Origin of the sequence: Starkeya nomas, assembly GCF_902703545.1 — a bacterium.
In the GTDB taxonomy this organism is placed as follows: domain Bacteria; phylum Pseudomonadota; class Alphaproteobacteria; order Rhizobiales; family Xanthobacteraceae; genus Ancylobacter; species Ancylobacter moscoviensis.
Genome location: NZ_CACSAS010000001.1, coordinates 1363290 through 1390204, shown reverse-complemented (window position 1 = coordinate 1390204; position 26915 = coordinate 1363290). Strand labels below are relative to the sequence as shown.

The 26915-nt window shown below is 68.6% G+C and carries 25 protein-coding genes; 10 read left to right on the top strand and 15 right to left on the bottom strand.

What is annotated here, in order from left to right:
* Nucleotides 1–148: 148 nt before the first annotated feature.
* Both hmuQ and rimO read left to right on the top strand, forming a co-directional pair.
* Entirely contained in the window at nucleotides 149–478 is a 330-nt protein-coding gene (hmuQ, locus tag STARVERO_RS06730) for a heme-degrading protein HmuQ (protein WP_144343518.1), read from the top strand.
* Between the two features lie 135 nt (nucleotides 479–613).
* On the top strand, nucleotides 614–1972 hold the full coding sequence (gene rimO / locus STARVERO_RS06725; protein WP_200837717.1) for a 30S ribosomal protein S12 methylthiotransferase RimO: 1359 nt from the start codon (nucleotides 614–616) through the stop codon (nucleotides 1970–1972).
* A 13-nt stretch (nucleotides 1973–1985) separates the two neighbouring features.
* Here the strand turns inward: rimO and STARVERO_RS06720 are convergent, their stop codons facing one another.
* The 9 genes from STARVERO_RS06720 to STARVERO_RS06680 all read right to left on the bottom strand — a co-directional run bounded on the left by STARVERO_RS06720 (nucleotide 1986) and on the right by STARVERO_RS06680 (nucleotide 12141).
* Complete coding sequence (locus STARVERO_RS06720) at nucleotides 1986–2750, bottom strand: bestrophin-like domain (protein WP_159598311.1); 765 nt, start codon at nucleotides 2748–2750, stop codon at nucleotides 1986–1988.
* A gap of 16 nt (nucleotides 2751–2766) precedes the next feature.
* Complete coding sequence (locus tag STARVERO_RS06715) at nucleotides 2767–3987, bottom strand: ArgE/DapE family deacylase (RefSeq protein ID WP_144343520.1); 1221 nt, start codon at nucleotides 3985–3987, stop codon at nucleotides 2767–2769.
* The gene (locus STARVERO_RS06710; RefSeq protein WP_244616629.1) at nucleotides 3984–5252 is read right to left on the bottom strand and encodes an allantoate amidohydrolase; all 1269 of its coding nucleotides are present in this window, start codon (nucleotides 5250–5252) and stop codon (nucleotides 3984–3986) included. Before STARVERO_RS06710 ends, STARVERO_RS06715 begins: the two co-directional genes overlap by 4 nt.
* A gap of 177 nt (nucleotides 5253–5429) precedes the next feature.
* Nucleotides 5430–6515, bottom strand: coding sequence for a BMP family ABC transporter substrate-binding protein (locus STARVERO_RS06705; RefSeq protein WP_144343522.1), 1086 nt, complete (start codon nucleotides 6513–6515; stop codon nucleotides 5430–5432).
* A 102-nt stretch (nucleotides 6516–6617) separates the two neighbouring features.
* Complete coding sequence (locus STARVERO_RS06700) at nucleotides 6618–7541, bottom strand: ABC transporter permease (RefSeq protein WP_159598309.1); 924 nt, start codon at nucleotides 7539–7541, stop codon at nucleotides 6618–6620.
* Nucleotides 7534–8610 carry an ABC transporter permease gene (locus tag STARVERO_RS06695; protein ID WP_144343523.1) on the bottom strand — a complete coding sequence of 359 codons (1077 nt, stop codon included), beginning with the start codon at nucleotides 8608–8610 and terminating at the stop codon, nucleotides 7534–7536. Before STARVERO_RS06695 ends, STARVERO_RS06700 begins: the two co-directional genes overlap by 8 nt.
* Nucleotides 8600–10177, bottom strand: coding sequence for an ABC transporter ATP-binding protein (locus STARVERO_RS06690; RefSeq protein ID WP_159598308.1), 1578 nt, complete (start codon nucleotides 10175–10177; stop codon nucleotides 8600–8602). Before STARVERO_RS06690 ends, STARVERO_RS06695 begins: the two co-directional genes overlap by 11 nt.
* A gap of 214 nt (nucleotides 10178–10391) precedes the next feature.
* Nucleotides 10392–11369 (bottom strand): quinone oxidoreductase family protein, encoded by a 978-nt coding sequence (locus STARVERO_RS06685; protein WP_144343525.1) that lies wholly within the window; start codon nucleotides 11367–11369, stop codon nucleotides 10392–10394.
* Between the two features lie 34 nt (nucleotides 11370–11403).
* The gene (locus tag STARVERO_RS06680) at nucleotides 11404–12141 is read right to left on the bottom strand and encodes a CDP-alcohol phosphatidyltransferase family protein (protein WP_244616628.1); all 738 of its coding nucleotides are present in this window, start codon (nucleotides 12139–12141) and stop codon (nucleotides 11404–11406) included.
* Nucleotides 12142–12308: 167 nt separating this feature from the next.
* On the opposite strand from STARVERO_RS06680, the gene STARVERO_RS06675 reads away from it, so the two are divergent.
* Nucleotides 12309–13520, top strand: a complete 1212-nt coding sequence (locus STARVERO_RS06675) for a UbiH/UbiF family hydroxylase (protein ID WP_159598307.1) — start codon at nucleotides 12309–12311, stop codon at nucleotides 13518–13520.
* Between the two features lie 3 nt (nucleotides 13521–13523).
* On the opposite strand, the gene STARVERO_RS06670 is transcribed toward STARVERO_RS06675, so the two are convergent.
* A complete protein-coding gene (locus STARVERO_RS06670; RefSeq protein ID WP_144343528.1) occupies nucleotides 13524–14483 on the bottom strand; it encodes an AEC family transporter in 960 nt (319 codons plus the stop codon).
* Between the two features lie 170 nt (nucleotides 14484–14653).
* Here STARVERO_RS06670 and hspQ point away from each other — a divergent pair, with 170 nt between their 5' ends.
* Complete coding sequence (gene hspQ / locus STARVERO_RS06665) at nucleotides 14654–14986, top strand: heat shock protein HspQ (protein ID WP_144343529.1); 333 nt, start codon at nucleotides 14654–14656, stop codon at nucleotides 14984–14986.
* Between the two features lie 110 nt (nucleotides 14987–15096).
* Here hspQ and STARVERO_RS06660 read toward each other — a convergent pair whose 3' ends face one another.
* A complete protein-coding gene (locus tag STARVERO_RS06660) occupies nucleotides 15097–15840 on the bottom strand; it encodes an invasion associated locus B family protein (protein WP_144343530.1) in 744 nt (247 codons plus the stop codon).
* A 187-nt stretch (nucleotides 15841–16027) separates the two neighbouring features.
* On the opposite strand from STARVERO_RS06660, the gene STARVERO_RS06655 reads away from it, so the two are divergent.
* Together STARVERO_RS06655 and STARVERO_RS06650 are read left to right on the top strand one after the other, a co-directional pair.
* Nucleotides 16028–17854: an extracellular solute-binding protein gene (locus STARVERO_RS06655; RefSeq protein WP_422802128.1), complete on the top strand. Its 1827-nt coding sequence runs from the start codon at nucleotides 16028–16030 to the stop codon at nucleotides 17852–17854.
* Between the two features lie 192 nt (nucleotides 17855–18046).
* Nucleotides 18047–18361: a hypothetical protein gene (locus STARVERO_RS06650; RefSeq protein ID WP_144343531.1), complete on the top strand. Its 315-nt coding sequence runs from the start codon at nucleotides 18047–18049 to the stop codon at nucleotides 18359–18361.
* Nucleotides 18362–18382: 21 nt separating this feature from the next.
* Here the strand turns inward: STARVERO_RS06650 and mfd are convergent, their stop codons facing one another.
* Together mfd and STARVERO_RS06640 are read right to left on the bottom strand one after the other, a co-directional pair.
* Nucleotides 18383–21898: a transcription-repair coupling factor gene (gene mfd, locus STARVERO_RS06645; protein ID WP_159598306.1), complete on the bottom strand. Its 3516-nt coding sequence runs from the start codon at nucleotides 21896–21898 to the stop codon at nucleotides 18383–18385.
* Nucleotides 21895–22191, bottom strand: a complete 297-nt coding sequence (locus STARVERO_RS06640; RefSeq protein WP_144343533.1) for an FAD assembly factor SdhE — start codon at nucleotides 22189–22191, stop codon at nucleotides 21895–21897. Before STARVERO_RS06640 ends, mfd begins: the two co-directional genes overlap by 4 nt.
* A gap of 330 nt (nucleotides 22192–22521) precedes the next feature.
* On the opposite strand from STARVERO_RS06640, the gene recG reads away from it, so the two are divergent.
* Genes recG through mobA form a run of 3 tightly spaced genes read left to right on the top strand, consistent with a single transcriptional unit; the run spans nucleotide 22522 to nucleotide 25668 of the window.
* A complete protein-coding gene (recG, locus tag STARVERO_RS06635) occupies nucleotides 22522–24603 on the top strand; it encodes an ATP-dependent DNA helicase RecG (protein ID WP_159598305.1) in 2082 nt (693 codons plus the stop codon).
* A 40-nt stretch (nucleotides 24604–24643) separates the two neighbouring features.
* Nucleotides 24644–25051: a YbaN family protein gene (locus tag STARVERO_RS06630; RefSeq protein WP_244616626.1), complete on the top strand. Its 408-nt coding sequence runs from the start codon at nucleotides 24644–24646 to the stop codon at nucleotides 25049–25051.
* Nucleotides 25051–25668, top strand: a complete 618-nt coding sequence (gene mobA, locus STARVERO_RS06625) for a molybdenum cofactor guanylyltransferase MobA (RefSeq protein ID WP_159598304.1) — start codon at nucleotides 25051–25053, stop codon at nucleotides 25666–25668. Before STARVERO_RS06630 ends, mobA begins: the two co-directional genes overlap by 1 nt.
* On the opposite strand, the gene mobB is transcribed toward mobA, so the two are convergent.
* Nucleotides 25653–26192 carry a molybdopterin-guanine dinucleotide biosynthesis protein B gene (gene mobB / locus STARVERO_RS06620; RefSeq protein WP_144343536.1) on the bottom strand — a complete coding sequence of 180 codons (540 nt, stop codon included), beginning with the start codon at nucleotides 26190–26192 and terminating at the stop codon, nucleotides 25653–25655. The two genes, mobA and mobB, sit on opposite strands and share 16 nt — an antisense overlap.
* A gap of 135 nt (nucleotides 26193–26327) precedes the next feature.
* Here mobB and STARVERO_RS06615 point away from each other — a divergent pair, with 135 nt between their 5' ends.
* Nucleotides 26328–26567 (top strand): sulfurtransferase TusA family protein, encoded by a 240-nt coding sequence (locus tag STARVERO_RS06615; RefSeq protein WP_144343537.1) that lies wholly within the window; start codon nucleotides 26328–26330, stop codon nucleotides 26565–26567.
* 8 nt (nucleotides 26568–26575) lie between these two features.
* On the opposite strand, the gene STARVERO_RS06610 is transcribed toward STARVERO_RS06615, so the two are convergent.
* Nucleotides 26576–26869, bottom strand: coding sequence for a DUF2218 domain-containing protein (locus STARVERO_RS06610; RefSeq protein ID WP_159598303.1), 294 nt, complete (start codon nucleotides 26867–26869; stop codon nucleotides 26576–26578).
* Between the last annotated feature and the right edge of the window lie 46 nt (nucleotides 26870–26915).

Genomic DNA, 26915 nt, shown 5'->3' with positions numbered 1-26915 from the left:
TCCGATACCGGCGGTCTCTCCCGGATATCGGCGGGCGGCGTAAGCCGCCCTTCTTTTTTGCGTGACGCTTTCCGTCAAGGACCCGCATCGACCTTAGCTGCGCCATCAGCTAAGTCTGCTCTGTGCCGGGTCGATAAAGGAGAAAGCCATGTTCCTCGCCATGAACCGTTTCAAGGTGAAGCACGGATCCGAGGAGGAGTTCGAGGCCGTGTGGCGCCAGCGCGACAGCTATCTGCAGCGCGTGCCGGGCTTTGTCGCATTCAACCTGCTTCGCGGTCCTTCCAAGGACGACCACACGCTTTACGCGTCTCATTCGGTCTGGCGCGAGCGGGCCGATTTCGAGGCTTGGACTCGTTCGGAAGAATTCCGCATGGCGCACCGCAGCGCGGGTGGCAACAAGCCGCTCTATATCGGTCATCCCGAGGTCGAACTGTTCGAGAGCGTCATCGCCCAGCAGGCCGGCGAGCAGGCCGCTTGAGCCAGTTGGGCTCGTCGGCACTTTCCGCGTCACATGATGGCGACGCGGGGCCGGGCTGCCGCGTGCGCAGTTGACGGAATGGATCGCGTGCCGTAACCGCTCGCGATCCTGAAAATCCCGGGTGCCGCACCGATCATGGCCGATATCGCGTCGTCCGACGCCCTTTCCTCCGCGCGCGTGGACGCGCCGCGCATTTCCTTCGTCTCGCTTGGCTGCCCGAAGGCGCTGGTCGACAGCGAGCGCATCATCACCAGCCTGCGCTCGGAGGGCTACGAGCTATCGCGTCATCACGAGGGTGCGGACCTCGTGATCGTGAACACTTGCGGTTTTCTCGACAGTGCCAAGGCTGAGAGCCTCGCCGCCATCGGCGACGCCCTGAAGGAGAACGGCAAGGTCATCGTCACCGGCTGCATGGGGGCCGAGCCCGAGCAGATCCGCGACGTGCATCCGGGCGTTCTCGCCGTCACCGGACCGCAGCAATATGAAAGCGTGCTGGCGGCGGTTCATCAGGCGGTGCCGCCCCAGCACGATCCCTTCGTCGATCTCGTGCCGCCGCAGGGGATCAAGCTCACCCCGCGTCATTACGCCTATCTGAAGATTTCCGAAGGATGCAGCAACCGCTGTACCTTCTGTATCATCCCCAAGCTGCGTGGTGATCTGGTCAGCCGTCCGGCGGCCGATGTGCTGCGCGAAGCGGAGCGTCTGGTCTCGGCCGGGGTGAAGGAACTCCTCGTCATCTCGCAGGATACGTCGGCCTACGGCGTCGACGTGAAATATGCGACGAGCAAGTGGAAGGATCGCGAGGTCCGCGCCCGCTTCCTCGATCTGGCGCGCGAACTTGGCACGCTGGGGGCATGGGTGCGCATGCACTACGTCTACCCCTATCCGCATGTCGACGAAGTGATCGGGCTGATGGCCGACGGCGTCATCCTCCCCTATCTCGACATTCCCTTCCAGCACGCTTCCCCGAGTGTGCTCAAGCGTATGAAGCGCCCGGCGGCACAGGAGAAGACGCTGGCGCGCATCCAGGCGTGGCGGAAGGACTGCCCGGATCTGACGTTGCGCTCGACCTTCATCGTCGGCTTCCCGGGCGAAACCGACGCGGAGTTCGAAGAACTCATCTCCTTCCTCGATGAGGCGGAGCTGGATCGCGTCGGCTGCTTCAAATACGAGCCCGTCGCGGGCGCGCCGGCCAACGATCTCGGCGCCGCCGTCCCGGACGAAGTGAAGGAGGCGCGTTGGAAGCGCTTCATGGAAGTGCAGCAGCGTGTCAGCGCCCGTCGCCTGAAGCGCAAGGTTGGCACGCGCCAGCAGGTGATTATCGACAGTGTGGGACCGACTGTGGCTCTGGGGCGCTCTCGGGCGGATGCGCCGGAAATCGATGGTAGCGTCCACGTAGCAGCGCGGCGGCCGCTGCGGGTTGGCGAGATCGTCACGGTGAAGATCGAGCGCGCCGACGCGTACGACCTGCACGGCACCGCCGTCGGCTTCTGACCGCCGCGCAAACCTATTCCAGGATGCGGCGAAGCTCTTCGGAGGGCACGATGCTCTCGTCCACCGTCGGCCAGGAAAGCGCGACGGTGTAAGCCAGTGTCGTCGAAAAGGCGATCGAGAACGTCACCAGGGCGACGATGAGCTGCGGCCGCTTGCCGACGTGTAGCGCCGCCAACCCGATCTGCGACAGCACGCCGAGTATCAGCACCACGATCCAGCGGTGCGGTGCGAGATCCGCATGGAGAATGAAGTAGCGATCTGTCCGCAGACGTCGCAACTGGATTTCACCGGACAGTAGCGCGCTACGCATGTGGCTCGCTACTGTCGTGTCCGCCTCGGCCCCGGCGATGGCACGCGCCAGCCCCTCGAATGCCTGCGACACCTCCGGCCGGGGCGCGACCCAGCCTTCGTCCCATTCGTAGCGGGACAGGGAGCGCGCATAGGCGCCGACCGCCTCGTCGACGGGCGCACAGCTCGGACCGCACACCCGCGCGATGTCGAGCATGGCGTCGAGCTGCTGCACTTCCTGCAACACCGTCTGCGCGTAGCGGTTCTCGCGGTTCCAGATGTCGCTGACCATGAAGGCCAGAAACAGGGCGAAGGGCAGCGTGAGCGCGCCGAGATAGGAGGTCTGCAGGTCCCTCGGATGGAAGACCGCAACGGCGCGCGGGCGCATGGCGAGATGGTAGCAGACCCATCCCGTCAGAAGCGGTACGGTCCCGACGAAGAAGACGAAGAGCGGGAAGTACTGGCTGACGAACAGGCGGCTCCAGGTCACGCCGGCGATCTCCGGCTCAGGCCGTCAGCAGGTCACGGAGCGTGGCCTCGATCACCTGCGTCGCCGCCTTGAGGTCGGAGATCCGCACATGCTCGTCGGCGGCGTGCGCGTTCGCCTCGAGGATGGAGCGGGGACCGGCACCGTAGAGCACGGTGGGAATGCCGGCGGCCGTGTAGTGCCGGGCATCGGTGTACAGCGGCACGGCGGTCGCCGGCGGCGTCTCGCCCAGCACGGCGGCTGCGTGCTTCTGGATGGTCTCGACCAGCTTCTCGGTGCCCGGAAGGGTGCGCAGCGGCTCGGCGAGGATGATGCGGCGGCATTCGATCTCGATGCCGGGCCGGCCCGCGACCGCCTGCTCGATCAGAGCGCTCAGTTCGGCTTCGACGCTCGCGCCGTCTTCCTCCGGCGTCAGGCGGCGGTCGACGCGCATGACGATGCGGTCGGGCACGACGTTGGTGTTGATGCCGCCGGAGATGAGGCCGACCGTGATCTTGGGTGAGCCGATGCCGGGCGTCGCGCTGATGATGCCGTAAAGCCGGCGCCGCTCGGCATAGATCGCGTCGAGAATGGCCGTGGCAGCCTCCAGCGCATCCGCCCCGGTCTCCGGCATGGCGGCGTGCGCCTGCTTGCCGCGCACCACGATCTCAAGGTGCAGCGCGCCGTTATGCGCCACGACGACGGCGTAGGAGAAGCCGGCGGAGATGGCGTAGTCCGGCTTGGTGACGTCGTGCTCCAGCAGCCATTTCGGCCCGACGAAGCCGCCGGCTTCCTCGTCATAGGTGAAGTGCAGCTCGACCGTGCCGTCGAGGCCTTCCGGCTTTTCCTTCAGGCCGAGCAGGGCGAAGGTATAGGTGGCGAAGTCGGACTTGGAGACCGCGGCGCCGCGCCCGTAGATCGCCCCGCCCTTCTCTTCCGCTCCGTAGGGATCGTAGGTCCAGCCCTGACCCGGCGGAACGACGTCGCCATGGGCGTTGAGCGCGATCACCGGCCCCTTGCCCGAGCCGAACCGCTCGCGCACGACGAGGTTGATCACCGACTTCATGCCGTAGCTCTTCACGAAGGGCTCGGGCACCACATGGCGTTCGACGGTGAAGCCGAGCTCTTCCAGCAACTGGCCGGCAACCTCGGCATGCGGTGCGCAATCGCCCGGCGGATTGTCGCTCGGCACGCGCACGAGCGCCTTGAGGAAGTCGACCTCGCGGGCCAGCTTCTGCGTATCGTCGCCAAGGTTGCTCACGTCGGTGCTCCGCCTGTGCTGCTGTCGAGTTGCGGGAGTTGAAAGCGCTCGATGAAACGGATGAGCGCGGCTGCCGCCAGTCCCATGTCGTCGGGCGAGGTGTATTCCGCCGGGTTGTGGCTGACGCCGTTCCGGCAGCGCACGAAGAGCATGCCGATGGGGCACAGCTTCGACATCGCCTGTCCGTCATGGCCGGCACCGGAAGGCAGCGACGGCGCGCGGTGGCCGAGGTCGGCCACGGCGTTACGCAGCCGGAGCTGCAGGTCGCGATAGCACGGCACCGTCGCGACCTCGTGGAAGGCCGAGATCACCACGCCGAGATGGCGCTGGTCGGCGATGCGGTGCGCCTCGCGCTCGAAGCGCGTCAGCGCCTCGCGTCGCGACATGTCGGAACTGGAGCGCAGGTCGATGGTGAAGACGACGCGCGACGGGATGACGTTGATCGAGCCGGGCTCGACATGCATGCGCCCGACGGTCGCCACCATGCCGTGCGGGTCGGCCTTGGCGATGCGCTCGACCGCGAGGGCCATTTCGGAGGCGCCGAGCAGGGCGTCGCGGCGCATGCGCATCGGCACGGTGCCGGCATGGCCCGCCTCGCCCGTCACGGTAACGGACAGACGCGAGGCGCCGGCAATGGCGGTGACGACGCCCAAAGGCTCGCCTTCCGCCTCCAACACCGGCCCCTGCTCGATATGGGCCTCGACATAGGCGATGACCTTGCCCGGATCGTAGGCGGCGGCCGGTATCTCGTCGGGGTTCTTGCCGTACGCGACCAGCGCGTCGCGCAGGCTGATGCCCTCGGCGTCGACGGCGGCAAGGCTGGCGGGCGGGAAGACACCGGCGACCGCCGAGGAGGCCGACAGGGTGGTCGGAAAGCGCGTGCCTTCTTCGTCGCCGAAGGCGAGAACGTCGATGCCGTAGGGAGGCCGGAAGCCGGCGCGTACCATCTCCTGCACGGCGAGAATGCCCAGTATGACGCCCATCGGGCCATCATACTTGCCGGCATTGACCACGGTGTCGATGTGCGAGCCGATGAGCAGGCGTGGCGCGTCACGGCCGGCGGGATGCCAGTGCCCGCGCACGGTGCCCATCGCATCCTCGCTCACCGCGAGGCCGGCTTCGGCCATCCAGCGCGCGACGATATCGGCCGCGCGGCGATGCTCGGGGGTGAGAAAGAGCCGGGTGAGATGGTCGGGGCTGGCGGAGATGGCGCCGAGTTCGTCGATCATCGCCGCCGCGCGCGCTCCAAGAGCAGCGATGTCCAATGGGATTTTCATCGTGTCGACGCTGCGCTTCTCGCCCTTCCGCGCTTGCGGGTGATGCCGTCGCGCTCCAGCCTGCGCAATGGCATATGCAACCGTCTTTGGCAACGACGGCGGCACCGGGATGCCGATGCCGCCATGCGTCGGATGCGTGGCTCGCGCTCGGCTAACGACGCGCGGCTATTTGCCGGGCACCGTATCGGTGATGCCCTTCACGTACCAGTTCATGGACAGGATGTCCTTGTCCGGCAGCACCTCGCCTTCCTTCACGACGAGCTTGCCCGCCTGATCGTAGATCGGCCCCTTGAAAGGGTGCAGGGTGCCGGCGGTGATGGCGGCCTGCGTGGCCTCGGCCATCTTCTTCACGTCGTCGGGCATGTTGGTGTAGGGCGCCATGACGACCTCGCCGTCCTTCATGCCGCCCCAGGTGTCGGTCGAGGTCCAGGTGCCGTCGAGCGCGGCCTTGGTGCGCTCGATGTAATAGGGCGCCCAGTTGTCGACGATCGAGGTGAGCTGGGCGTTGGGGCCGAACTTGATCATGTCCGACGCCTGCCCGAAGGCCTTCACGCCGCGCGCCTCGGCGGCCTGCATGGCGGCGGGGCTGTCGGTGTGCTGGGAGATCACGTCGGCGCCCTGGTCGATCAGCGCCTTGGCGGCATCGGCTTCCTTGGCCGGGTCGAACCATGAGTTCACCCAGACGATCTTGATCTTCATATCCGGGTTGACCGACTGCGCCCCGAGCATCAGAGCGTTGATGCCGGAGATCACTTCCGGGATCGGGAAGGAGGCGATGTAGCCGATCGTTCCGGTCTTCGAGGTCTTCGCCGCGATCTGGCCGATGACGTAGCGGCCCTCATGGAACTTGGCGTTGTAGGTGGAGACGTTCTTGGCGGTCTTGTAGCCGGTGGCGTGCTCGAAGAAGACCTTCGGGTAGCGCTTGGCGACCTTCAGCGTCGGCTCCATGTAGCCGAAGGAGGTGGTGAAGATGAGCGTGTTGCCGGCGCGGGCGAGCTGCTCGATCACCCGCTCGGCGTCGGGGCCTTCCGGCACGCTCTCGACATAGGTGGTCTCGACCTTGTCGCCGAGCTCCTTCTCCACCGCCTGCCGGCCCTGATCGTGCTGGTAGGTCCAGCCGAAATCGCCGACCGGGCCGATATAGACCCAGGCCGCCTTCAGCTTCTCCGCCGCCCGCGCCTCGATCGGGCTGCCGCCCGCGAGGACGGCGCCCGAAGCGAGGGCCACCGCCATGGCGAGAATCTTGCGCATGAACGTCTCCGCTCCATCAATCGCGGCCAATCTGTTGCCGGCGTCGCGCGGGCCGCGTCGCGCGCCGGGGGCCGTCGGGCCAGTCGAAACCGTGCGTCCTCGTCAGCGATCCGGCACGAAGGGCACGCCGAGCGAGGCGGGTGCCCCCTGCCCGTGCTTGAGCGCCGAGATGACGACGAGCGCCGCGATCGTCGCGAGATAGGGCAGCGACGAAAGCAGCTGCGCGGGGATGCCGAGCCCGAAGCCCTGAACGTGGAGCTGCAAGATCGATACCGCGCCGAACAGATAGGCCCCTCCCAGCAGCCAGAGCGGCCGCCAGGCGGAGAACACCACCAGCGCCAGCGCGATCCAGCCGCGACCGGCGGTCATGTCGCTGGCCCAGAAGGGCGTGTAGGCAAGCGACAGATGCGCCCCGGCGAGGCCGGCGCAGGCGCCGCCGAACATCACCGCCAGCGTGCGTATGCGGCGCACGGGATGGCCGAGCGCGTGGGCGGCCGCGTGGTTCTCGCCGACCGCCCGCAGCACCAGCCCGGCGCGGGTGCGGGCGAGGCCCCAGGCCACGGCGATGAGCAGCAGGATGGAGGCGTAGACGAAGGCGTCCTGGCCGAACAGGGCCGGCCCGATCACCGGCAGATCGGTCAGCCCGGGAATGGCGAGCGCCGGCGCGGCGTCGACCCGGGTGCCGACGAAGGGCGAGCCAATCAGGCCGGCGAGGCCGAGGCCGAGAATGGTGGTGGCGAGGCCGGAGGCCACCTGGTTGGTGGCGAGCCATACGGCAAGCACCGCGAATACGAGCGAGAGCGCCGTGCCGGCAAGCATGGCGGCCAGCGTGCCGAGCAGCAGGCTGCCGGAGGAATAGGCGGTGGCGTAGCCGACCGCCGCGCCGACGATCATCATGCCCTCGACGCCGAGATTGAGGGTGCCGGCGCGCTCGGCCACCAATTCGCCGAGCGAGGCGAGCAGCAGCGTCGTCGCCGCCGCCACGATGCTGGCGAGGACCGCCCCGAGGATGGCCGCGTCAAGCATGGCTCGCGCCCTCCACCCGGCGGATGCGGTAGCGCACCAGCACGTCCGCCGCCAGGATGGCGATCAGCAGCGTGCCCTGGAAGACGCGGGTGACGTCGAAGGGCAGGCGCATCGAGATCTGCGCCGCCTCGCCGCCGATATAGGTCAGCGCCAGCACGAGGCTGGACACGAGGATGCCGACCGGGTGCAGGCGGCCGAGCATGGCGGCGATGATCGCGGTGAAGCCGTAGCCGGGCGAGATGGTGGGCTGCAGCTGGCCGATGGGGCCGGCCACCTCGACGATGCCGGCGAGCCCCGCCAGCGCGCCGGAGACGGCGAAGACGCCGTAGGTGACGCGCTTCTCGTCGAAGCCGGCGAAGGCCGCGGCGCGGGGCGCCGAGCCGCCGAGCTCGATGGAGAAGCCGATCAGGGTGCGGCCCAGCACGAAGGTGGCGACCACCACGGTGACGAGCGCGAGGATGACGCCGCCGTGCAGCCGCCCCTCTCCGAACAGCAGCGGCATCAGCGCGACGTCGTCGAAGGTCACGCTCTGCGGGAAGTTGAAGCCCTGAGGGTCCTTCCACGGGCCGCGCACGAGATAGTCGAGCCCGTACTGGGCGACATAGACCAGCATCAGGCTGGTGAGGATCTCGCTGGAGCCGAAGCGCACCCGCAGGAAGGCGGGGATGAGGCCCCAGAGCGCGCCACCGATGGCGCCGAGCAGCAGCATGGCCGGCAATACCCAGGGACCGGCCTCCGTGCCGTGGGTCGCCAGCGCCAGCCAGGAGCCGAGCACGGCGCCGGCGACGTATTGCCCCTCCGCGCCGATGTTCCAGCGGTTGGCGCGGTAGCAGAAGGCGAGGCCGATGCCGATCAGCAGCAGCGGGCATGCCTTCACCACCAGCTCCTGCAAGGTCCAGGGATCGCCCAGCGGTTCGATGAAATAGATGGTGAAGGCGCGTACCGGATCGTGGCCGAGCGCGACGAACATCACCGCGCCGACGATCAGCGTGACGACGAGCGCGACCAGCGGCGCCGCCGCGAGGCGCAGCGTGGAGATGTTCTCCTGCCGTTCGAGCCTAAGCGGCATGGCTGCCCTCCCCGGCCGGCGCATGATGCGCGCCGTTCGTCTGCGCGCCGCCCATGGCGAGGCCGATGGCCTCGCGCGAGGTCTCGGCGACGGGAACGGGCGTGGTGAGCCGGCCCTCGCTCATCACCGCGATGCGGTCGGCGAATTCGAGCAGTTCGTCGAGGTCCTGGCTGATCACCAGCACGGCGCAGCCCTCCGCCGCCTTCTCGCGCAGCGTGGTGCGGATGAAGGCCGCGGCGGCGGCGTCCACGCCCCAGGTCGGCTGGTCGACGACGATCAGGACCGGGTCGCGCAGCACCTCGCGGCCGATGACGAATTTCTGCAGATTGCCGCCCGACAGGCGCCGCGCCTTGGGATCCTTGCCGCCGAAGCGCACGTCGAAGCCCTTCACGATCCGCCGGAAGAAGGACTTCAGGATCGAGTGGCGGATGACGTCGTATTTCACGATGGCGCCGTCACCATGGGTGGTGAGCAGCACGTTGTCGGAGAGTGTCATATCGGGCGCGGCGGCATGGCCGAGCCGCTCCTCCGGCACGAAGCCGGCGCGCAAGGCGCGGCGCTCGGTCGGTCCGAGACCGCCCGCCGGCACCTTGTCGATGACGATGCTTTCGGGATCGTCCACCAGCTTCTCGCCCGACAGCGCCTCGAACAGGGCGGTCTGCCCGTTGCCGGCCACACCGGCGATGCCGACGATCTCACCGGCGCGGATTTCAAGGTCGATATCGTGCAGCGCCGAGCCGCGCGAGCCGTCGCCGGCGACGTTGAGATGGCGCAGCAGAAGGCGCGGCTCGCCGAGTTCGTGCCGGATGAGGCGCGGCGGACGCGGCACCTCCGCTCCCACCATGAGCCGGGCTAGGCCAGCCGAGGATTCCTGCCTGGGATCGACCTCGGCGATGAATTTGCCGCCGCGCAAGACGGTTGCCCGATGGCAGAGCCGGCGCACCTCGTCGAGCTTGTGGCTGATGAACAGCACCGCCCTGCCCTCGCCGGTGAGCAGATCCACGGTACGGAACAGGCTCTCGGACTCGTCCGGCGTCAGCACCGAAGTCGGCTCGTCGAGGATCAGGACGCGCGGGTCGCCCAGCAGGCAGCGCACGATCTCCACCCGCTGGCGCTCGCCCACGGAAAGATCGCCGACCCGCCGGAACGGTTCGACCGCCAGGCCATAGCGGCTCACGCAGTCATCGATCCGCCCGGCGAGCGTCGCCAGCGGCTCGTGCCCCGGCAGCCCAAGCGCGACGTTTTCCACGACCGTCATGGCGTCGAACAGGGCGAAGTGCTGGAACACGACGCCGATGCCTTTGGCGCGCGCGCTGGCGGGATCGGGAAAGACGATGGGTGCGCCATCGTAGAGAAGCTCGCCGGAATCGGGCTGCAGCAGACCGCACAGCATCTTCACCAGCGTCGACTTGCCGGCGCCGTTCTCACCCAGCAGCGCGTGCGTCTCGCCGGCTCGGATGGAGAGGCTGACATGGTCATTGGCGACGAGCGCGCCGAAGCGCTTGGTGAGCGCGACGGCTTCCAGCACGGCAACCGGGCTGGCCGTTTCTCCGCCGGCCACCGTCATCACGTCATCCATATCGCCACCGATACGTAACGGTCGATGTCGTCAAGCCGGTGGGGAAACGGGGATCGGTCTTCTGCTCGCGGATCATGCACGCTTCGATGTGACCGTAGACAAGAGGTCAGCATGGCATGCCGCCTTTATGGGGCAAGCCCAAAGTCTGGTCCGTCCGATCCGGTTTCTGGCGCGTTTCGCGCCAGTCGCCGGCGCGCCGGCATCAGGGCAGAAGGACGGTCGAGCCGGTGGTGCGGCGCGATTCCAGAGCCCGGTGCGCTTCCGCCGCATCGGCAAGCCTGAAGCGCTGATTGACCGGGATATGAACCACGCCCGAACCGACCGCACCGAACAGATCGTTGGCGTTTTCGAGCAGGGCGGCGCGTGTGGATATGTGGGTGAAGAGCGTCGGTCGCGTCGCGTAGAGCGAGCCCTTCTGCGACAGGGCGAGCAGGCTGAAATTCTGGATGGCACCGGATGCGTTGCCGAAGCTGGCAAAGAGCCCGCGCGGCTTGATGCAATCGAGCGAGGCCGGATAGGTCGCCTGCCCCACGCCGTCATAGACGACATCGCAGAGCGCGCCCTCGGTGATCTCCTTCACCCGCTCGGCGAAGTTCTCCTCGTTGTAGTTGATCGTGTAGGCGGCGCCGTTGGCCCGGGCGAGTTCCGCCTTCTCGGCGGAGCCGACGGTGCCGATGACGGTGGCGCCCAAATGCGCGGCCCACTGGCACAGGATGAGCCCGACGCCGCCGGCTGCGGCATGGACGAGGATGGTGTCGCCGGCCTTCACCTTGAAGGTCTGGCGCAGCAGATAGCGGGCGGTCATGCCCTTGAGCATCATCGCGGCGGCGGTCTCGTCGCTGATCGTCTCCGGCAGCTTGACCAGCACCGCCGCGGAGATGATCCGCTCCGTGCAATAGGCCCCGAGGGAGGAGCCATAGGCCACGCGGTCACCGGGCTTGAGGTCGCCGACGCCCTCGCCGACCTCGACGACGATGCCGGCCGCCTCGTTGCCGGGAATGAAGGGAAGCCCCTGCGGCACCGGGTAGAGGCCGCTGCGGAAATAGGTGTCGATGAAATTGAGACCGATCGCCGTGTGGCGCAGGCGGACCTCGCCCGGTCCGGGAGAGCCGAGCGAGATCTCTTCGTATTTCAGAACCTCGGGACCGCCGGTCTCGTGAATACGAATCGCCCACGCCATCGTCACTCTCCTGCCAGTCTCGCCAATGCCGTCATCAGTCGTGCGGCCCATCCGCGCGGCGGCGCGACGGAATCAGGCCGAACAGGGTGAAGTAGACCGCGCAGGCGCACAGGCCGACGGTGACCCAGAGGTCCGGCCGCATGTCGTCCACGACGGCGATGATGGCCAGCACCGCCCAGACGGCCAGCAGCGCGATGGTCAGCAGGCGCAGGCGCACGACCCGGAACGGATGCACGAACTTGATCGGCAGGAAGGTGCCGACCGACAGCACCGCGACAACGCCGGCGATGACCCACGGATTGAGCGGCAGCAGGAAGAAGTAGAACACCACGAGGTTCCACACCGCCGGGAAGCCCTGGAAATACAGGTCTTCGGTCTTCATCGAGGTGTCGGCGAAATAGAGCGCGCTGGTCACCAGAATGGCGACGCTGGCGAGAACGCCCATCCAGAACGGCATGAGCCCGGCGCTCGCCACGGCGAAGGCCGGCACGAGGCAATAGGTCAGGTAGTCGACGACCTGATCGAGCGTCTCGCCCGACCAGCGCGGCAGCACTTCGCCGACGCGGGCGCGCCGGGCCATGGTGCCGTCGATGCCGTCGACGAAGAGAGCGGCGCCCAGCCAGGCGAACATGATCGCCCAGCGCCCTTCCACGGCCGCCATGAGCGCCATGAGGCCGCAGACGGCGCCCGAGGCGGTGAAGATGTGGACGGCGAAGGCCAGCGTGCGTCGGCCGGCCGGGCGCTCGCTGAGCGACTTGGACGTGATCGCCACCGGATCTTCTCCCCCGACTGCCGGCTCCATACCGTTGCCGCCTGCTTCTTCCACGTTACGCATATAGCATGTGCCCGCATTGATCCGCATTGCCAGACCACGCGGGGCTGCTTATCCCACACTCGCGGGCCGGCTTATAGTCCCGGCGACTGCGGATGGAGGCCCATATGACATCTCGCCCGCAAGCGGAACAGACGGTCGCCGTGATCGGCGGCGGCGCCAGCGGCCTCGTCGCGGCGCTGGCTCTGGCCTCCGGCGGCCTCGCCGTCAAGCTGGTCGCCCCTTCCCGCGCGCCGGACCCGCGCACGACGGCGCTCATGGACGGCTCGGTGCGCGCCCTGCAGACGCTCGGCCTGTGGGATGCGCTCCGCCCCAATGCCTCGCCGCTGCGCATCATGCGGCTGATCGACGATACGGGCCGGCTTCTGCGCGCGCCGGAGGTCGAGTTCCGCGCCAGCGAACTGGAGCTCGACGGCTTCGCATGGAACCTCGAGAACGAAACGCTGCTCGCGGCGCTCGACGAGGCGGTGGCGGGCGAATCCCGCATCCAGCGCATCGCCGCCAGCGTCCGGCAGGTCGTCGAGGGGCCGGAGCGGGCGCGCGTGGAGCTCGACGACGGCGCGTCGATCGATGTCGCGCTGGTCGCGGCGGCGGACGGGCGCAACTCGCCCAGCCGGCGGGCGGCGGGGATCGGGATGCGGGTGCGCGAGTATCCCCAGGTGGCCGTGACGGCGACGCTGGCGCACAGCCGGCCCCATGGCGACGTCTCCACGGAATTCCACACGAAGACCGGCCCCTTCACGCTCGTGCCGCTGCCCGGCGAGCGGTCGAGCGTGGTCTGCGTGGTGTCGGCGGCCGAGGCGGAGGAACTTGCGGCGCTGGAGCCGGAGGCGTTCGCGCGCGTCATGGAGCGCAAGGCGCATTCGATCCTCGGGCGGATGGGCCTCGTCTCGCCGCGCGGGCATTTCCCGCTGAGCCAGCGGACCGCCGAGCGCTTTGCGCGCGGGCGGATCGCGCTGATCGGGGAAGCCGCGCACATCATCCCGCCGATCGGCGCGCAGGGGCTCAATCTCGGCATCCGCGACGCGGCCACGCTGGCGGAGCTGGCGAGCGACGCCGTCCGCGCCGGCGAGGATATCGGCGGTGCGTCGGTGACCGACGCCTATGAGCGCCGCCGCCGGGCGGACGTGGCGAGCCGCGGCTTCGCGGTGGACCTTTTCAACCGCTCGCTGCTCTCCGACCTGCTGCCGGTCGCCGGGCTGCGCGGGCTCGGCCTCTGGCTGCTCGGACAATCCTCCGGGCTGCGCCGGGTGGTCATGCGCGAAGGCGTGGGGCCGACGCGCGACGTGCCGCGCCTGCTGGCGGGAACGCGGCTGTGACCGTCAGTTGAGGCCGTAGGGCAGCATGTCGTGCTGCACGGCGTAGAGCATCGCCGTGACCGTGGCGACGGAGACGACCGTGCCGATCAACACCCCGCCCGAGGCGCCGGCGACGTAGGTCTCGTACTGCTTCGCCATGATGAAGGCGTTGAGGGCCGGCGGCAGGCTGGCCATCAGCACGGCGGTGGCGATCCAGACCGGCTCGAAGCCGCCGACGCTCGTCAGCACCAGCCAGACCAGCGCGGGATGGACGACGAGCTTGATGGCGAGGAGCCACGGCACCTCGCCCTGCATGCGCTCCATCGGCCGCAGGGCGACGGAGACACCGAGAGTGAACAGCGCGCAGGGCGCGGCGGCGTTGCGCAGGAATTCCAGCGTCTTCTCGACGGCCGCCGGCGGGTGGAACTCGAAGAAGGCGGCGGCGACGCCGAGGAAGGTGGCGACGTTGAAGGGGTGCGTCACCACCCGCCGCACCACCAGCAGCAGCGTGGCGCCGAGGCTGTGCCTGTCGCGCCCGCTGACCGCCATCAGCACCGGCACGATGGTGAAGAAGAACAGGCTGTCGAAGACGAAGATCAGCGCGGTCGGCACGGAAGCCGCGGCGCCCAGCGCGCCGAGCGTCAGGCCCGGCCCCATATAGCCGACGTTCGAGTAGGAACCGAGGATGGCGGCGATCGTGGCTTCCGGCAGATTGCCCCGCCGCAGCCACAGGCCGACCAGCAGCGACAGCGCGAAGCAGGCGGCCGTCGTGAGGGTCGTCGCGGCGATGAAGGTGCCGTTCGTCAACTCGTGGAAGGGCGTGCGCGCCACCAGCGAGAAGAACAGGGCCGGCAGCGCCACATAGACGATGAAGAAGCTGAGCCAGGCGAGCCCGCTCTCGGGGATGCGCGCCAGCCGGCCGCACCCCAGACCCAGGAAGATCACACCAAAGAAGGGAAGCGCCAGCGCCAGGACTTCGGCCATGCCGGCTGGCTACCGGCTCGCCCGAGGGTGGTCAACCGCTAACGAAGCTTCCCGGAGCGCGACTTTCGCAGCACTGTGCCTTCTGCACGGGCACGGTCGTTGCATCAGCCTCCGGTTGACACGAAGCAGGCGCACCCGTAGGGCTCGCCGTGAGGAAGGTCAGCGGGTTTATGATGAAAGAGCGGAACGCAAAATACCGCATCGGACAGGTCGTCCGTCATCGTCTCTACCCGTTCCGAGGCGTGGTTTTCGACGTCGATCCCGAATTCTCGAACACCGATGAGTGGTGGGAATCGATCCCCGAACAGATCCGCCCGACCAAGGACCAGCCCTTCTATCACCTGCTCGCCGAGAACGCGGAGACCGAATACGTCGCCTATGTTTCCGAGCAGAATCTCGAACCCGATACCTCGGGTGAGCCGGTGCGCCATCCGCAGGTCGAGGAAATGCTGGCGGCGGACGGCGACGGCGGCTGGCGCGTGCGCAGCGAGCGGCTGCAATAAGGTGACGGCGCTCCGGCGCTGCCGAGCTATCCGGCCGGTAAACAACCCCGCACATACAAGAACGCCCGGCACATGGCCGGGCGTTTTCGTTTCAGGAAGTCGGCGCGGCCTTACTGGGCGGGCTGCGCGTTCTTCAGCTTCTCGGCACCGAGCTTTTCGAGGCCGGCCTTGGTCTGCTGCTCGCGCTGCTCGGCCTCGGCCTTGAGCGCTTCCTGGCGGGTCTTGACCTGCTCCTGGATCTTCTTGAGCTGCTCCTCGAAGACCTTCTGGTCGGTCTGCGGGCCATCATAGACCTTGGCGAAGTCGCCGAGGCCGATCGGATAGGAGATCAGGCGGCCGACGGCGTTCGCGACCTGAAGCGTCAGGCCGGGGGCCTTCTTCATGCGGTCCACGAAGCCCTGATCGACCTGGATGTCACCGCGGCACACGCGCTCGTCGCACATGACGAAGGTGCCGAGCATCGGCTGCTCGTTGGCGAGTGCGATGCGGAAGCCGTTGCGGAGCAGGAGGCCGGTGGGGAACGCGACGGTGAAGGCCTTCTTCGGATCGTCCTTCACCTCGAAGATGCCGAAGCGCACGAGGAACTGCCCGGTGTCCGTGATGATGGACTGCTCCATCTCGCAGACTTCCTTGTTGATCGACGGCTCCTGGCGGCAGCGCTTCACCCACGGGATCGGGATGGCGGGGATCTGCTGCGGAGCGGCGGCCTGCTGACCATTGGCCGGCGCCTGCTGGGCGTTGGCCGCCGGCTTGGCCGGCTTCGGCTGCTGCTGCGCAACCGCGGCGGAGCCGGCGACGGCGAGCGCAAGGGCAGCACCCGCAAGGCTGCGCGCGAAAGTGGAGCGTATGATCATATCGAGTTCCTGTCGTGCGAACCGCAACGTGAGCGAAGGCGGCAGACGCCTCAGCGCCGTATCGGGATCGAGGGGCTGTCTCCCGTCCAAATGAGGCGACACAGTGACCCTCGGGAATTTCGGTGTCCTGTTCATGCTAGAACTCTGCCATGGCCGCGAGCCGAATCTGTGACCAGGGAGCCGAGGCGTGATCGATATCACCCGGCGCGCCTTCGGGCGCAACGTATTAATCGCCGGGTGCGGGGCGGCATTCGGCTACTCTCCACTGTCATTCGCCCGCGCGGAAGCCGCCGCGGCCCGCCACGGCATCGCGATGCATGGCGAGCCCCTCTATCCCGATGGATTCACGCACTACAAGAGCGTCAATCCCGACGCACCGAAGGGCGGACGGCTGACGCAGGGTGCGGTCGGCACCTTCGACAGTCTGAACCCCTTCATCGTGCGCGGCACGGCCCCGCCCTTCGTGCGCTGGAACATTGTCGAAAGCCTCATGGCCCGCAGCCCGGACGAGGCGTTCACCTGCTACGGCCTGCTGGCGCGCAGCGTCGAGACGGACGACGCCCGCAGCTATGTCGCCTTCGAGCTTGATCCCCGCGCCCGCTTCTCGGACGGTGCGCCGGTGACGGCGGATGACGTGCTTTTCTCCTTCGAGCTGCTGCGGGCAAAGGGGCGGCCGAATCACCGCTCCTATTACGGCAAGGTCGCGAAGGCCGAGGTGACGGGGCCGCGCGTCATTCGCTTCACCTTCGGGGTGGTCGACCGTGAGCTGCCGCTGATCCTCGCGCTCATGCCGGTGCTGGCCCGCCATGCGGTCGATCCCGAGCGCTTCGAGCAGACCAGCTTCACCCCGCCGCTCGGGAGCGGCCCGTACAAGGCGGTCGAGGTCAAGCCCGGCGAAACCGTCATCCTGGCGCGCGTTCCGGACTATTGGGGCCGGGAGTTGCCGGTCAATCGCGGAAACTTCAATTTCGACAGCCTGCGCTACGATTTCTATCGCGACGTGAACGCCCAGTTCGAGGCCTTCAAGCGCGGGCTCTACGACATACGCTTCGAGACCGACCCGGGTCGCTGGAAGACCGGCTACGACATTCCCGCCGTGCGCGACGGGCGGATCGTCCGCGAGGAGATCGAGACCGGCATGCCGAAGCCCTATTCGGCGCTGATCTTCAACATGCGTCGCGAGATCTTCACCGACGTGCGGGTGCGGCAGGCCATGGTCGAGCTGTTCGACTTCGAATGGGCCAACGAGAATCTCTATTTCGGCCTCTACCGCCGCAACGGCAGCTTCTATGATGGCTCCGAACTGTCCTCGCTCGGCCGCCCGGCCGATGCGCGCGAGCGCGAATTGCTGGCGCGCTTCCCCGATACGGTGCTGCCGGAGGTGATGGAGGGTACCTGGCATGCGCCCCGCTCCGACGGCTCGGGCCGCGACCGCGAGCGGCTGCGCCGGGCACTGGAACTGTTCGCCGCCGCCGGCTGGGACCTGAAGGGCGGCACCCTCACCTCGCGCGCCACGGGCAGGCCCTTCGCGCCGGAGCTCGTGGTGGGGACGAAGGACCAGGAGCGGCTCGCCCTCGCCTACCAGAACATGCTGCGTCGAGCCGGCGTGAAGCTGAACATAAGGCTGGTCGACAACGTGCAATTCGAGGCCCGCAAGCAGACCTACGACTACGACATGGTGCCCTATATCTGGGACCAGTCACTCTCGCCCGGCAACGAGCAGTCCTTCTATTTCGGCTCGGCCGCCGCCGACACGCCGGGCACGCGCAATTTCATGGGCCTGAAGAGCCCGGCCGCCGACGCGATGATCGAGGCGCTGCTCGCCGCGCGCGAGCGGGCGGATTTCGTCTCCGCCGTGCGGGCGCTCGACCGGGTGCTGATCTCCGCGCGCTTCTCCGTGCCGCTTTTCTACACGCCAGGCCAATGGGTGGCGCGCTGGCGCAAGGTGGAGCGGCCGGCGCGGGTGGCGCTTTCCGGAACGCTGGCCGAGAGCTGGTGGCAGGGGGCGGGCTGATCCCGCCGCTCCACGAGCGACGTTAAGGAGAGCGCTACCACGGCCGGCGGAAACCTCGCCTTCGGGCACATGAAGGGCTGGACAGCGCGGCCGGAACGCGGTCCTTAGGGAAGAACGTGACGCGCCGGTCCGGTGGACCTGCTGCGCGTCACCCTGTCGAAGTCGCCGAAAATCGCGTCCTGGAGCCGGACCATGCGTTACGCCGTCATTTCCGCCGTCGCTCTCGTGATCGCGGGCGCCCTGCCTGCGGCCGCGCAGGAATCGATCACGGTGCATCCGAGGGCCCAGCCGGGGAACGGTGGTGGCCTCGAGATCACCATTCCGCCGATCAACAACCCGAACTACCTCGATCCCGGCCCGATGCCGAACGATCCCGGCACCGATAAGAGCCAGGACTACATGAACCAGGCTGGCGGCGACTACATGAACGACGCCGGTCCGGGCTCGGACGTCGATGCCGACATCCTGCCGGACAGCGACGGCGCCTATGGCAGCCCGATCGAGTGACGATACCGGGCGCCGGGCGGCTTACGCTGCCTTGGCGCCCTGCTCGGCGATCTTCGCCAGCTCCTTGAGAATGGCCGCACTGCCCTTGAGCCGCGCATTCGGGCTCGGCCAGTCCTCCGAGAACACCACCTTTCCGTCCGGGCGCATCTTCGCGACGACGTGAGGCTTGCCGACATAGGCGATGAAGCCGGCCGGGTTCGGGAACAGCCCGTCGCGGAAGGTGAGCACCATGCCGCGCGGGCCGGCATCGACCTTCTCCACATTGGCGCGGCGGCAGAGCGCCTTGATCGACACCAGCTTGAGAAGCTGCTCGACCTCCTCGGGGAGCGGGCCGAAGCGGTCGACCAGCTCGGCGCCGACCGACTCGATCTCCGCATCCGTCTCCAGATCGGCCAGCCGGCGGTAGAGGCTGAGGCGGACATGCAGGTCCGCGACATACTCCTCCGGGATCAGCACCGGCGTGCCGATGGAGATGGTGGGCGACCACTTGTCGGCGACCGGCGCGGTGATGCCAGCCTTGAGGTTGGCGATCGCCTCCTCCAGCATCTCCTGGTAGAGTTCGTAGCCGACTTCCTTGATGTGGCCGGACTGCTCGTCGCCGAGCAGGTTGCCGGCGCCGCGAATGTCGAGGTCGTGGCTGGCGAGCTGGAAGCCGGCGCCCAGCGTGTCGAGCGACTGCAGCACCTTGAGCCGGCGGTCGGCCTGGGCCGTCACCTGCTTTTCCGCCGGCAGGGTGAAGATGGCGTAGGCGCGCGTCTTCGAGCGGCCGACGCGCCCGCGCAGCTGGTAGAGCTGGGCGAGGCCGAACATGTCGGCGCGGTGCACGATCAGCGTGTTGGCGGTCGGGATGTCGAGGCCGGATTCCACGATGGTGGTGGAGAGCAGCACGTCGAACTGGCCGTCATAGAAGGCGGACATGATCTCTTCGAGCTGCGTCGCCGCCATCTGGCCGTGCGCGACGGCGACCCGCACCTCCGGAACCTGCCGGTCGAGGAAGTCCTTGACCTCGGCGAGGTCCTCGATGCGCGGGCAGACGTAGAAGCTTTGGCCGCCGCGGTAGCGCTCGCGCAGCAGCGCCTCGCGCACGATCAGCGGGTCGAAGGGGGTGACGAAGCTGCGTACCGCGAGGCGGTCCACCGGCGGCGAGGCGATGATGGAGAGCTCGCGCACGCCGGTCATGGCGAGCTGAAGGGTGCGCGGGATCGGCGTCGCGGTGAGCGTGAGCACATGGACCTCGGCGCGCAGCTGCTTCAGCCGCTCCTTGTGGGAGACACCGAAATGCTGCTCCTCGTCGATGATGACGAGGCCGAGATCCTTGAAGGAGATGGTCTTGCCGAGCAGGGCGTGGGTGCCGACGACGATGTCGACCGTGCCGTCGGCGAGGCCCTTTTTGGTCTCCGACAGCTCCTTGCCCGTGACCAGCCGGGAGGCCTGCCGCACCACGATGGGCAGGCCCTTGAAGCGCTCGGAGAAGGTTTTGAAATGCTGGCGGGCGAGCAGCGTCGTGGGCACCACCACCGCCACCTGCTTGCCGCTGAGCGCCACCGCGAAGGCGGCGCGCAGCGCGACCTCGGTCTTGCCGAAGCCGACATCGCCGCAGACGAGGCGGTCCATGGGGTGACCGGAGCCGAGATCGTCGAACACCGCCTCGATGGCGGCTTCCTGGTCCTCGGTCTCCTCATAGGGGAAGCGGGCGCGGAACTCGTCGTAGAGCCCGGCGGCCGGGACGAGGCGCGGCGCCTCCTGGAGCTGGCGCTGCGCGGCGACCTTGATGAGCTCGGCCGCCATCTCGCGGATGCGGCTCTTCATCCGCGCCTTGCGGGCCTGCCACCCGCCGCCGCCCAGCCGGTCGAGCTGCGCCTCGGTATCCTCCGAGCCGTAGCGCGAGAGCAGCTCGAGATTCTCCACCGGCAGGAAGAGCTTGGAGCCTTCCGCGTAGTGGATCTCGAGGCAGTCGTGCGGCGCGCCCATCGCCTCGATGGTCTTGAGGCCGATGAAGCGTCCGATGCCGTGGTCGACATGCACCACGAGGTCGCCGGCGGTGAGCGAGGTCAGCTCGGCGATGACGTCCTGCGGGCGCCGCGCCTTGCGCTTGGGCCGCACCAGACGGTCGCCGAGAATATCCTGCTCGCCGATGACGGCGAGCGTGTCGGTCTCGAAGCCGCCCTCGATGCCCAGAACGGCGAGGCCGATGGCGCCCTTCGGCAGGGTGTCAGCGGCGTCGCGTGAGCCGATGGTCTGGGTGCCCTTCAAGCCGTGATCGGCGAGGACCGTCGCGAGGCGGTCGCGCGAGCCGTCCGACCACGCGGCGAGGATGGTGCGCTTCTTCGTGGCGAGATCGCGCAGATAGTCGGCGGCGATCTCGAAGAGGTTCACCTCCGGGTCCGCGCGTTCCGGCGCGAAGGAGCGCGCGGGGCGGCCGTCGAGGTCGATGACGTCCTTGGATTCCGGCAGGGCGAAGCCGGAGACGGCGACATTCGCCGCCTTCTGACGCCGGCCCTGCCACTCCTCGGCGGTGAGATAGAGCGCGTCGGGCGGGAGCGGCTTGTACGGGGCGCCGCCGGAGGCGTGCTCCATGCCGTGCTTGCGGGCATCGTAATAGTCGGCGATCTGGTCGAGGCGCGAAGCGGCGGCCTCATCCCCCTGCGCCTCCATGACGATGGGCGCGTCCGGCGCGTAGTCGAACAGCGTATCCAGCCCGTCATGGAACAGCGGCAGCCAGTGCTCCATGCCGGGATAGCGACGTCCCTCGCTGACCGCCTCGTAGAGCAGGTCGCCGCGCTGGGCCGCGCCGAAGGCGGCGACATAGGCCATGCGGAAACGGCGCATCGACTCGGTGGTGAGCTGCAATTCGCTCATCGGCACGAGATCGAGCGCGCGCATCTGCATGGCCGTGCGCTGGGTCTCGGGATCGAAGGAGCGGATGGATTCCAGCGTGTCGCCGAAGAAGTCGAGCCGCACGGGGGCCGGAAGCCCCGGCGGGAACAGGTCGACGATGCCGCCGCGCACCGCGTATTCGCCGGTGTCGCGCACGGTGGAGGTGCGCTGGAAGCCATTGATCTCGGCCCAGCCGACCACCTCGTCGAGCGACAGCGCGTTGCCGGGGGCGGCCGAGAAGGACTGCGTGGCCACCAGATCGCGCCGGGGCACGCGCTGGAGCGCCGCGTTCACCGTGGTGAGCACGATGGTGCCCGCTTCGCGTCCTTTCACCCGCGCGAGGCGGGCCAGCGTCGTCATGCGCCGGGCGATGATCGACGCGTTCGGCGAGGCGCGGTCATAGGGGAGGCAATCCCACGCGGGGAAAGGCAGAACCTCGACGCCGGGCGCGAAGAAGCCGAGCGCGCGTTCGAGTTCCGCCATGCGTTCGGTATCGCGGCAGACGACCATCAGCGTCGGCCAGGGGGCGTTCTCCTGCGCGGCGAGGGCGCGCGCGAGATCGGCCACCACCAGCCCTTCCATGCCGGCGGGCACGTTGGCGAGCGTCAGAGTCCGGCCGGCAGAAAGGCGCGAGATGATGGCGGAATGCGGAGTCTTCATATTTCGGGAACGCCCTCACCCGACAGATGGAACTGCCGGAAGCGGTGAAAAATGGGTGTGTCGAATTCCGGAGCAGGCTCGCCGCTGTTGATCCAGCCGAACAGGTCGGGATCCTCAACCTCGATGAGCAGCTCGAAATCGGCCACTTCCTCCTCGCTCAGCGCGGCGAGATAGGCATCCGCGAAGCGGCCCATCAGAAGGTCCATTTCACGGGTGCCGCGATGCCAGGCGCGGTAGAGGATGCGGCGGCGGCGGGCATCGAGCCCGGCGCTCGAACGGGTGGTTCCGGTCATGTGGGTTCTGTGCCCCAAAGGCTCAAGGCCGTGGAAGGCCGAGTGTTTAGCGCGGCACGCGGCCGATGTCAGGTAGGCATTGGGCGATGTCACGCGATGGGTATGTGGGGCGAGGCTGAAGAACCTTTGCTCGGGCCCGGATCGGTGCTGCAGGCGGAGCGCATAGCCGGAACGGCAATGCCATCATCCCCGGGGCTTGGCCTGGGGATCCACGACTTGCCGCGCACGCCGGGCTGAACGGAAGTCGTGGATGGCCGGGCCAAGCCCCGGGGATGACGAGCGGCCCGCTACGTTGCGCACGGGCGCGCCTTCGTCCACCTTCCCCGCACCATGCGGCCCGACATCCTCAATCCCTATTTCGCGTCCATCACCGGCCTGCCCGGCATCGGTCCCAAGCTCGCCCGGCCCTTCAACCGGCTGCTGGGGCATGAGGAAGGCGCGCGGGTGCTCGACCTGCTGATGCACCTGCCCTCCTCCACCATCGACCGGCGGGCGCGTCCCACCCTGTCGCAGGTGGTGCCGGACACGGTGGTGACGGTGGAAATCCATGTCGACCGGCACGTACCCACGCCGCGCGGCTCGCGGGCGCCCTATCGCGTCTACGCGCATGACGAGACCGGCGACCTCGTGCTGGCCTTCTTCAAGGCCGAGCGGAGCTGGATGGAGCGCCTGCTGCCGGTCGGGGAGACGCGCTGGGTGTCCGGCACGGTGACGCTCTATGACGGCATCCCGCAGATGGTGCATCCCGACCGCGTGGTGGACGCCGCCGGACTCGCCAAGCTGCCGCCCATCGAGCCGATCTACCCGCTGGTGGAAGGGCTCGGCCATGGCCATGTGCGGCGCGCGGTCGAGGCCGCACTGGCGCAGACCGCCGAGCTGCCGGAATGGCAGGCGGAGGCGCCGGTAATCGGCTTCCATGCCGCACTGCGCACCGTGCACCAGCCGCACGACACGCTTGACGCGAACCCCGCCGGCCCGGCGTGGCGGCGGCTCGCCTATGACGAATTGCTGGCCGGCCAGCTCGCGCTCGCCCTGCTGCGGGCGCGCACGGTGAAGCAGGCCGGACGCCCGAGCATCGGCGACGGCGCGCTGGCGCGGAGGATCGAGGCGGCCCTGCCCTTCTCGCTCACCGGCTCGCAGGTGGAGGCGCTCAAGGCCATCCGCGCCGACCTCGCTTCTTCCGACCGGATGCTGAGGCTGCTGCAGGGCGATGTCGGCTCGGGCAAGACCGTGGTGGCGCTGCTGGCGGCGGCGACCGTCATCGAGGCCGGGCGACAGGCGGCGCTGATGGCGCCGACCGAAATCCTCGCACGCCAGCACCTGAAGACCATCGAACCGCTGGCGCGGCAGGCCGGACTGCGGGTGGCGCTGCTGACCGGGCGTGAGAAGGGGCGTGCCCGTGAGCAGCTTCTGGCCGCGTTGGCGAGCGGCGAGATCGACCTCGTCATCGGCACCCACGCGCTGTTCCAGGAGGGCGTGAGCTTCCGCGACCTCGCGCTCGCCGTCGTCGACGAGCAGCACCGCTTCGGCGTGCACCAGCGGCTCGCCCTGGCCTCCAAGGGCGAGGCGGTCGACGTGCTGGTGATGACCGCGACGCCCATTCCCCGCACGCTGGTGCTGACCTATTTCGGCGACATGGATTCGAGCGAGCTGCGCGAGAAGCCGGCGGGTCGCCAGCCGATCGACACCCGCGCCATCCCCTCCGACCGGCTCGACGAGGTGGTCGCCCGCCTCGGCCGGGCGCTCGCCGAGGGGCGGCGGGCCTACTGGATCTGTCCGCTGGTGGAGGAATCGGAAAGCTCCGACCTCGCGGCGGCCGAGGCCCGCTTCGCCGACCTGCAGGCCCATTTCGGCGCGCGCGTCGGCCTCGTGCACGGCAAGATGAAGGGGGCCGAGAAGGACGCCGCCATGGCCGCCTTCGCCGCGGGGCAGACGCAACTCCTCGTGGCGACGACGGTCGTCGAGGTCGGGGTGGACGTGCCGGAGGCGAGCATCATCGTCATCGAGCACGCCGAGCGCTTCGGCCTCGCCCAGCTTCATCAATTGCGCGGGCGCGTGGGGCGCGGCGACATCGCCTCGACCTGCCTGCTGGTCTACCGCCGCCCGCTGGGCGAGGTCGCCCGGCAGCGGCTGGAGGCGCTGCGCTCCTCCGAGGACGGCTTCTTCCTCGCCGAGCAGGACCTGAAGCTGCGCGGAGAAGGCGATGTGCTCGGCACGCGGCAGAGCGGCTTTCCGGGCTTCCGCCTCGCACGGCTGGAGATACATGGCGATCTTCTGGAGCGCGCGCGGGCCGAGGCGACAGCAACAGTTAAGAACGATTCTGATCTCGTTGGCCCGCGTGGCGCCGCACTGCGCCTGCTCTTACATATTTTTGAACGCGACGTGGCGGTGAAACTCCTAAGCGCGGGATGAATATTGTATGAGTAGGATCGAATGACTTGATGGTGCGGCTATGCGAACCCCGATGATGGAGCGGCGGCCGAAACTTTATTCCCTTGCGGCACCCGGACGCTGGATCCTGTTCGTGCTCGCCTGGGTGTGCGTGGCTCTCGGCGTGGTCGGCATCGTGACGCCGGTGATGCCGGGGACGGTGTTCCTCATTCTTGCCGCCTGGCTGTTCGCCCGCTCCTCGCCGCGCTTCGAGAACTGGCTGCTGACCCATCCGCGGCTCGGCCCCTCCGTGGTGGCGTGGCGCGAGAACGGCGTGGTGCCGCGCTGGGCCCAGCTCGTGGCGACCGGCAGCATGGCGGGCAGCTTCGGGCTGTTGGTCGTCATCGGCCTCTCCGTGCCGGTGCTGACGATCATCGGGGCGATCTTCGTCGCCGTCTCCGCCTATCTCCTGACCCGGCCGGTGACGTAATGGCCGCCGATGTTCCGACCGGCCTCATCCTGGCCGGTGGCCTGTCGCGCCGCATGGGCGGAGGCGACAAGGCGCTGCGCGTGCTTGGCGGCGAGACGATCCTCGCGCGGATCGCGCGGCGGTTGCGCCCGCAGGTGCGCGCGCTGCTGCTGAACGCCAACGGTTCCGCCGCGCGCTTCGGGCTCGACCTGCCGGTGGTGCCGGACACCCTGCCCAATGCGCCGGGGCCGCTGGCCGGCATTCTCGCCGGGCTCGACCATGTGGCGCGGCATCGGCCGGAGGAGCGCTTCCTGCTGACCGTGCCAGCGGACTGCCCCTTCCTGCCCTCGGATCTCGCCCGGCGCCTTCTGTCGGCGGCTGTGGAGACCGGGGCGGCCTATGCGCACTCGGGCGGACGGGCGCATCCGGTGGTCGGGCTGTGGCCGGTCGAGGCGCGGGGCGAACTACGCCGGCGGCTGGTCGAGGACGGCGAGCGCCGCATGGACCGCTGGACCGAGCGGCTGGGCGCCGCCGCGATCGACTGGCCGGCCGATCCGTTCGATCCGTTCTTCAACGTCAATACGCCCGACGACCTCGCCGAGGCGGAGCGCCTGGTCGCTGCCTATCCGGCGCTCTGACCGGCGTCGGGCCGCCACGCGATGCCGTCGATCGGCGCGGCGTGCTGGTCGACGAAATCGGCGATGGCCTCCACGTCGTCGAGCGCGAGCACCGGCAGCGGCAGGCCCGGCAGCGGCGTGTCGGAGGCGATGGCGACGACGAACGGGTCCTGCGGGTGGATGAAGGGCTTGCCGACCTCCGCGCGGTGAATCTCGATCTTGGGGTGATGGTCGCGCTTGAAGCCCTCGACCAGCACCAGATCGACCGGCGCCAGATGGCTCACCAGCTCCGGCAGGTCCGGCTCCGGCGCGCCGCGCAGCTCGTGCATCAGCGCCCAGCGATTGGCCGAGGAGACCAGCACCTCGGAAGCGCCGACGACGCGGTGGGTGTGGGAATCCTTGCCGGGTTTGTCGACGTCGAATTCGTGATGCGCGTGCTTGATGGTCGAGACGCGATGGCCACGCGCGACGAGCACCGGAATGAGCCGCGCCAGCAGCGTGGTCTTGCCCGCCCCGCTCCATCCCGCAAAGCCGATCAGCCGCATGCACGCCTCCCCTCGCTGTTTCCCTGAACTCGGGCTTCGGTGCCGTCGCGTCAAGCGGGCGGGCGCCATCGCCCGATCACGCTTTCCGCTTGCCGGCGGCGGGCGGCCGTCCTACTCGGGCGCGGGAGTTGTGCGATGGACCGCGAAACCGCCGCGCTGCGGCTCGACCTGAAGGGGCTGAAATGCCCCCTGCCGGCGCTGCACACGCGGCGGGCGCTGGAGCGTGCGGCGCCGGGAACGGTGATCCTCGTCGAGTGCACCGACCCGATGGCGGTGATCGACATTCCCCATCTCGTGCAGCAGGCCGGTCACGCGCTGGAGGCGCAGGACCGGGACGGCGCCGTGATCGCCTTCCGCATCCGCAAGAGCGGGTGAACGGCGGCTCAGGCGGCGTCGCGCCAGTCGAAGGGCAGCGGCGCCTCGCGGAAGGCGAAGCGGTCGAGATGGCGTGCCACCACGTCCTTCATCCGCTCCAGAACCTCGGCGTCGCCGGCCTCGATGCGCACGTCGAGCGCCTCGGGCGCGGCGTCCATGGTGGCGAGCGCGCCGTCCGGCAGCTTCACCTCGCCATGCTCCGACGTGAAGGAAACCTCCAGCTTGTGCGCCCAGTGCTTGCAGAGCTGCTGGAGATAGCGGCTGGCATTGGCGGTCGGTACGCGGGCAGTGGTCGAGGGCATGGAGGTCTCCATCGGTCGGCAAAGGCGCCCGCTTTGGTACGCCGTA

What these genes read in the sequence shown, in the direction of transcription:
- hmuQ (WP_144343518.1), top strand. Translation starts at nt 149, where the DNA reads ATGTTCCTCGCCATGAACCGTTTCAAGGTGAAGCACGGATCCGAGGAG.
- rimO (WP_200837717.1), top strand. Translation starts at nt 614, where the DNA reads ATGGCCGATATCGCGTCGTCCGACGCCCTTTCCTCCGCGCGCGTGGAC.
- STARVERO_RS06705 (WP_144343522.1), bottom strand. Translation starts at nt 6,515, where the DNA reads ATGCGCAAGATTCTCGCCATGGCGGTGGCCCTCGCTTCGGGCGCCGTC.
- STARVERO_RS06700 (WP_159598309.1), bottom strand. Translation starts at nt 7,541, where the DNA reads ATGCTTGACGCGGCCATCCTCGGGGCGGTCCTCGCCAGCATCGTGGCG.
- STARVERO_RS06695 (WP_144343523.1), bottom strand. Translation starts at nt 8,610, where the DNA reads ATGCCGCTTAGGCTCGAACGGCAGGAGAACATCTCCACGCTGCGCCTC.
- STARVERO_RS06690 (WP_159598308.1), bottom strand. Translation starts at nt 10,177, where the DNA reads ATGACGGTGGCCGGCGGAGAAACGGCCAGCCCGGTTGCCGTGCTGGAA.
- STARVERO_RS06685 (WP_144343525.1), bottom strand. Translation starts at nt 11,369, where the DNA reads ATGGCGTGGGCGATTCGTATTCACGAGACCGGCGGTCCCGAGGTTCTG.
- STARVERO_RS06675 (WP_159598307.1), top strand. Translation starts at nt 12,309, where the DNA reads ATGACATCTCGCCCGCAAGCGGAACAGACGGTCGCCGTGATCGGCGGC.
- STARVERO_RS06670 (WP_144343528.1), bottom strand. Translation starts at nt 14,483, where the DNA reads ATGGCCGAAGTCCTGGCGCTGGCGCTTCCCTTCTTTGGTGTGATCTTC.
- hspQ (WP_144343529.1), top strand. Translation starts at nt 14,654, where the DNA reads ATGATGAAAGAGCGGAACGCAAAATACCGCATCGGACAGGTCGTCCGT.
- STARVERO_RS06660 (WP_144343530.1), bottom strand. Translation starts at nt 15,840, where the DNA reads ATGATCATACGCTCCACTTTCGCGCGCAGCCTTGCGGGTGCTGCCCTT.
- STARVERO_RS06650 (WP_144343531.1), top strand. Translation starts at nt 18,047, where the DNA reads ATGCGTTACGCCGTCATTTCCGCCGTCGCTCTCGTGATCGCGGGCGCC.
- mfd (WP_159598306.1), bottom strand. Translation starts at nt 21,898, where the DNA reads ATGAAGACTCCGCATTCCGCCATCATCTCGCGCCTTTCTGCCGGCCGG.
- STARVERO_RS06640 (WP_144343533.1), bottom strand. Translation starts at nt 22,191, where the DNA reads ATGACCGGAACCACCCGTTCGAGCGCCGGGCTCGATGCCCGCCGCCGC.
- recG (WP_159598305.1), top strand. Translation starts at nt 22,522, where the DNA reads ATGCGGCCCGACATCCTCAATCCCTATTTCGCGTCCATCACCGGCCTG.
- STARVERO_RS06630 (WP_244616626.1), top strand. Translation starts at nt 24,644, where the DNA reads ATGCGAACCCCGATGATGGAGCGGCGGCCGAAACTTTATTCCCTTGCG.
- mobA (WP_159598304.1), top strand. Translation starts at nt 25,051, where the DNA reads ATGGCCGCCGATGTTCCGACCGGCCTCATCCTGGCCGGTGGCCTGTCG.
- mobB (WP_144343536.1), bottom strand. Translation starts at nt 26,192, where the DNA reads ATGCGGCTGATCGGCTTTGCGGGATGGAGCGGGGCGGGCAAGACCACG.
- STARVERO_RS06615 (WP_144343537.1), top strand. Translation starts at nt 26,328, where the DNA reads ATGGACCGCGAAACCGCCGCGCTGCGGCTCGACCTGAAGGGGCTGAAA.
- STARVERO_RS06610 (WP_159598303.1), bottom strand. Translation starts at nt 26,869, where the DNA reads ATGCCCTCGACCACTGCCCGCGTACCGACCGCCAATGCCAGCCGCTAT.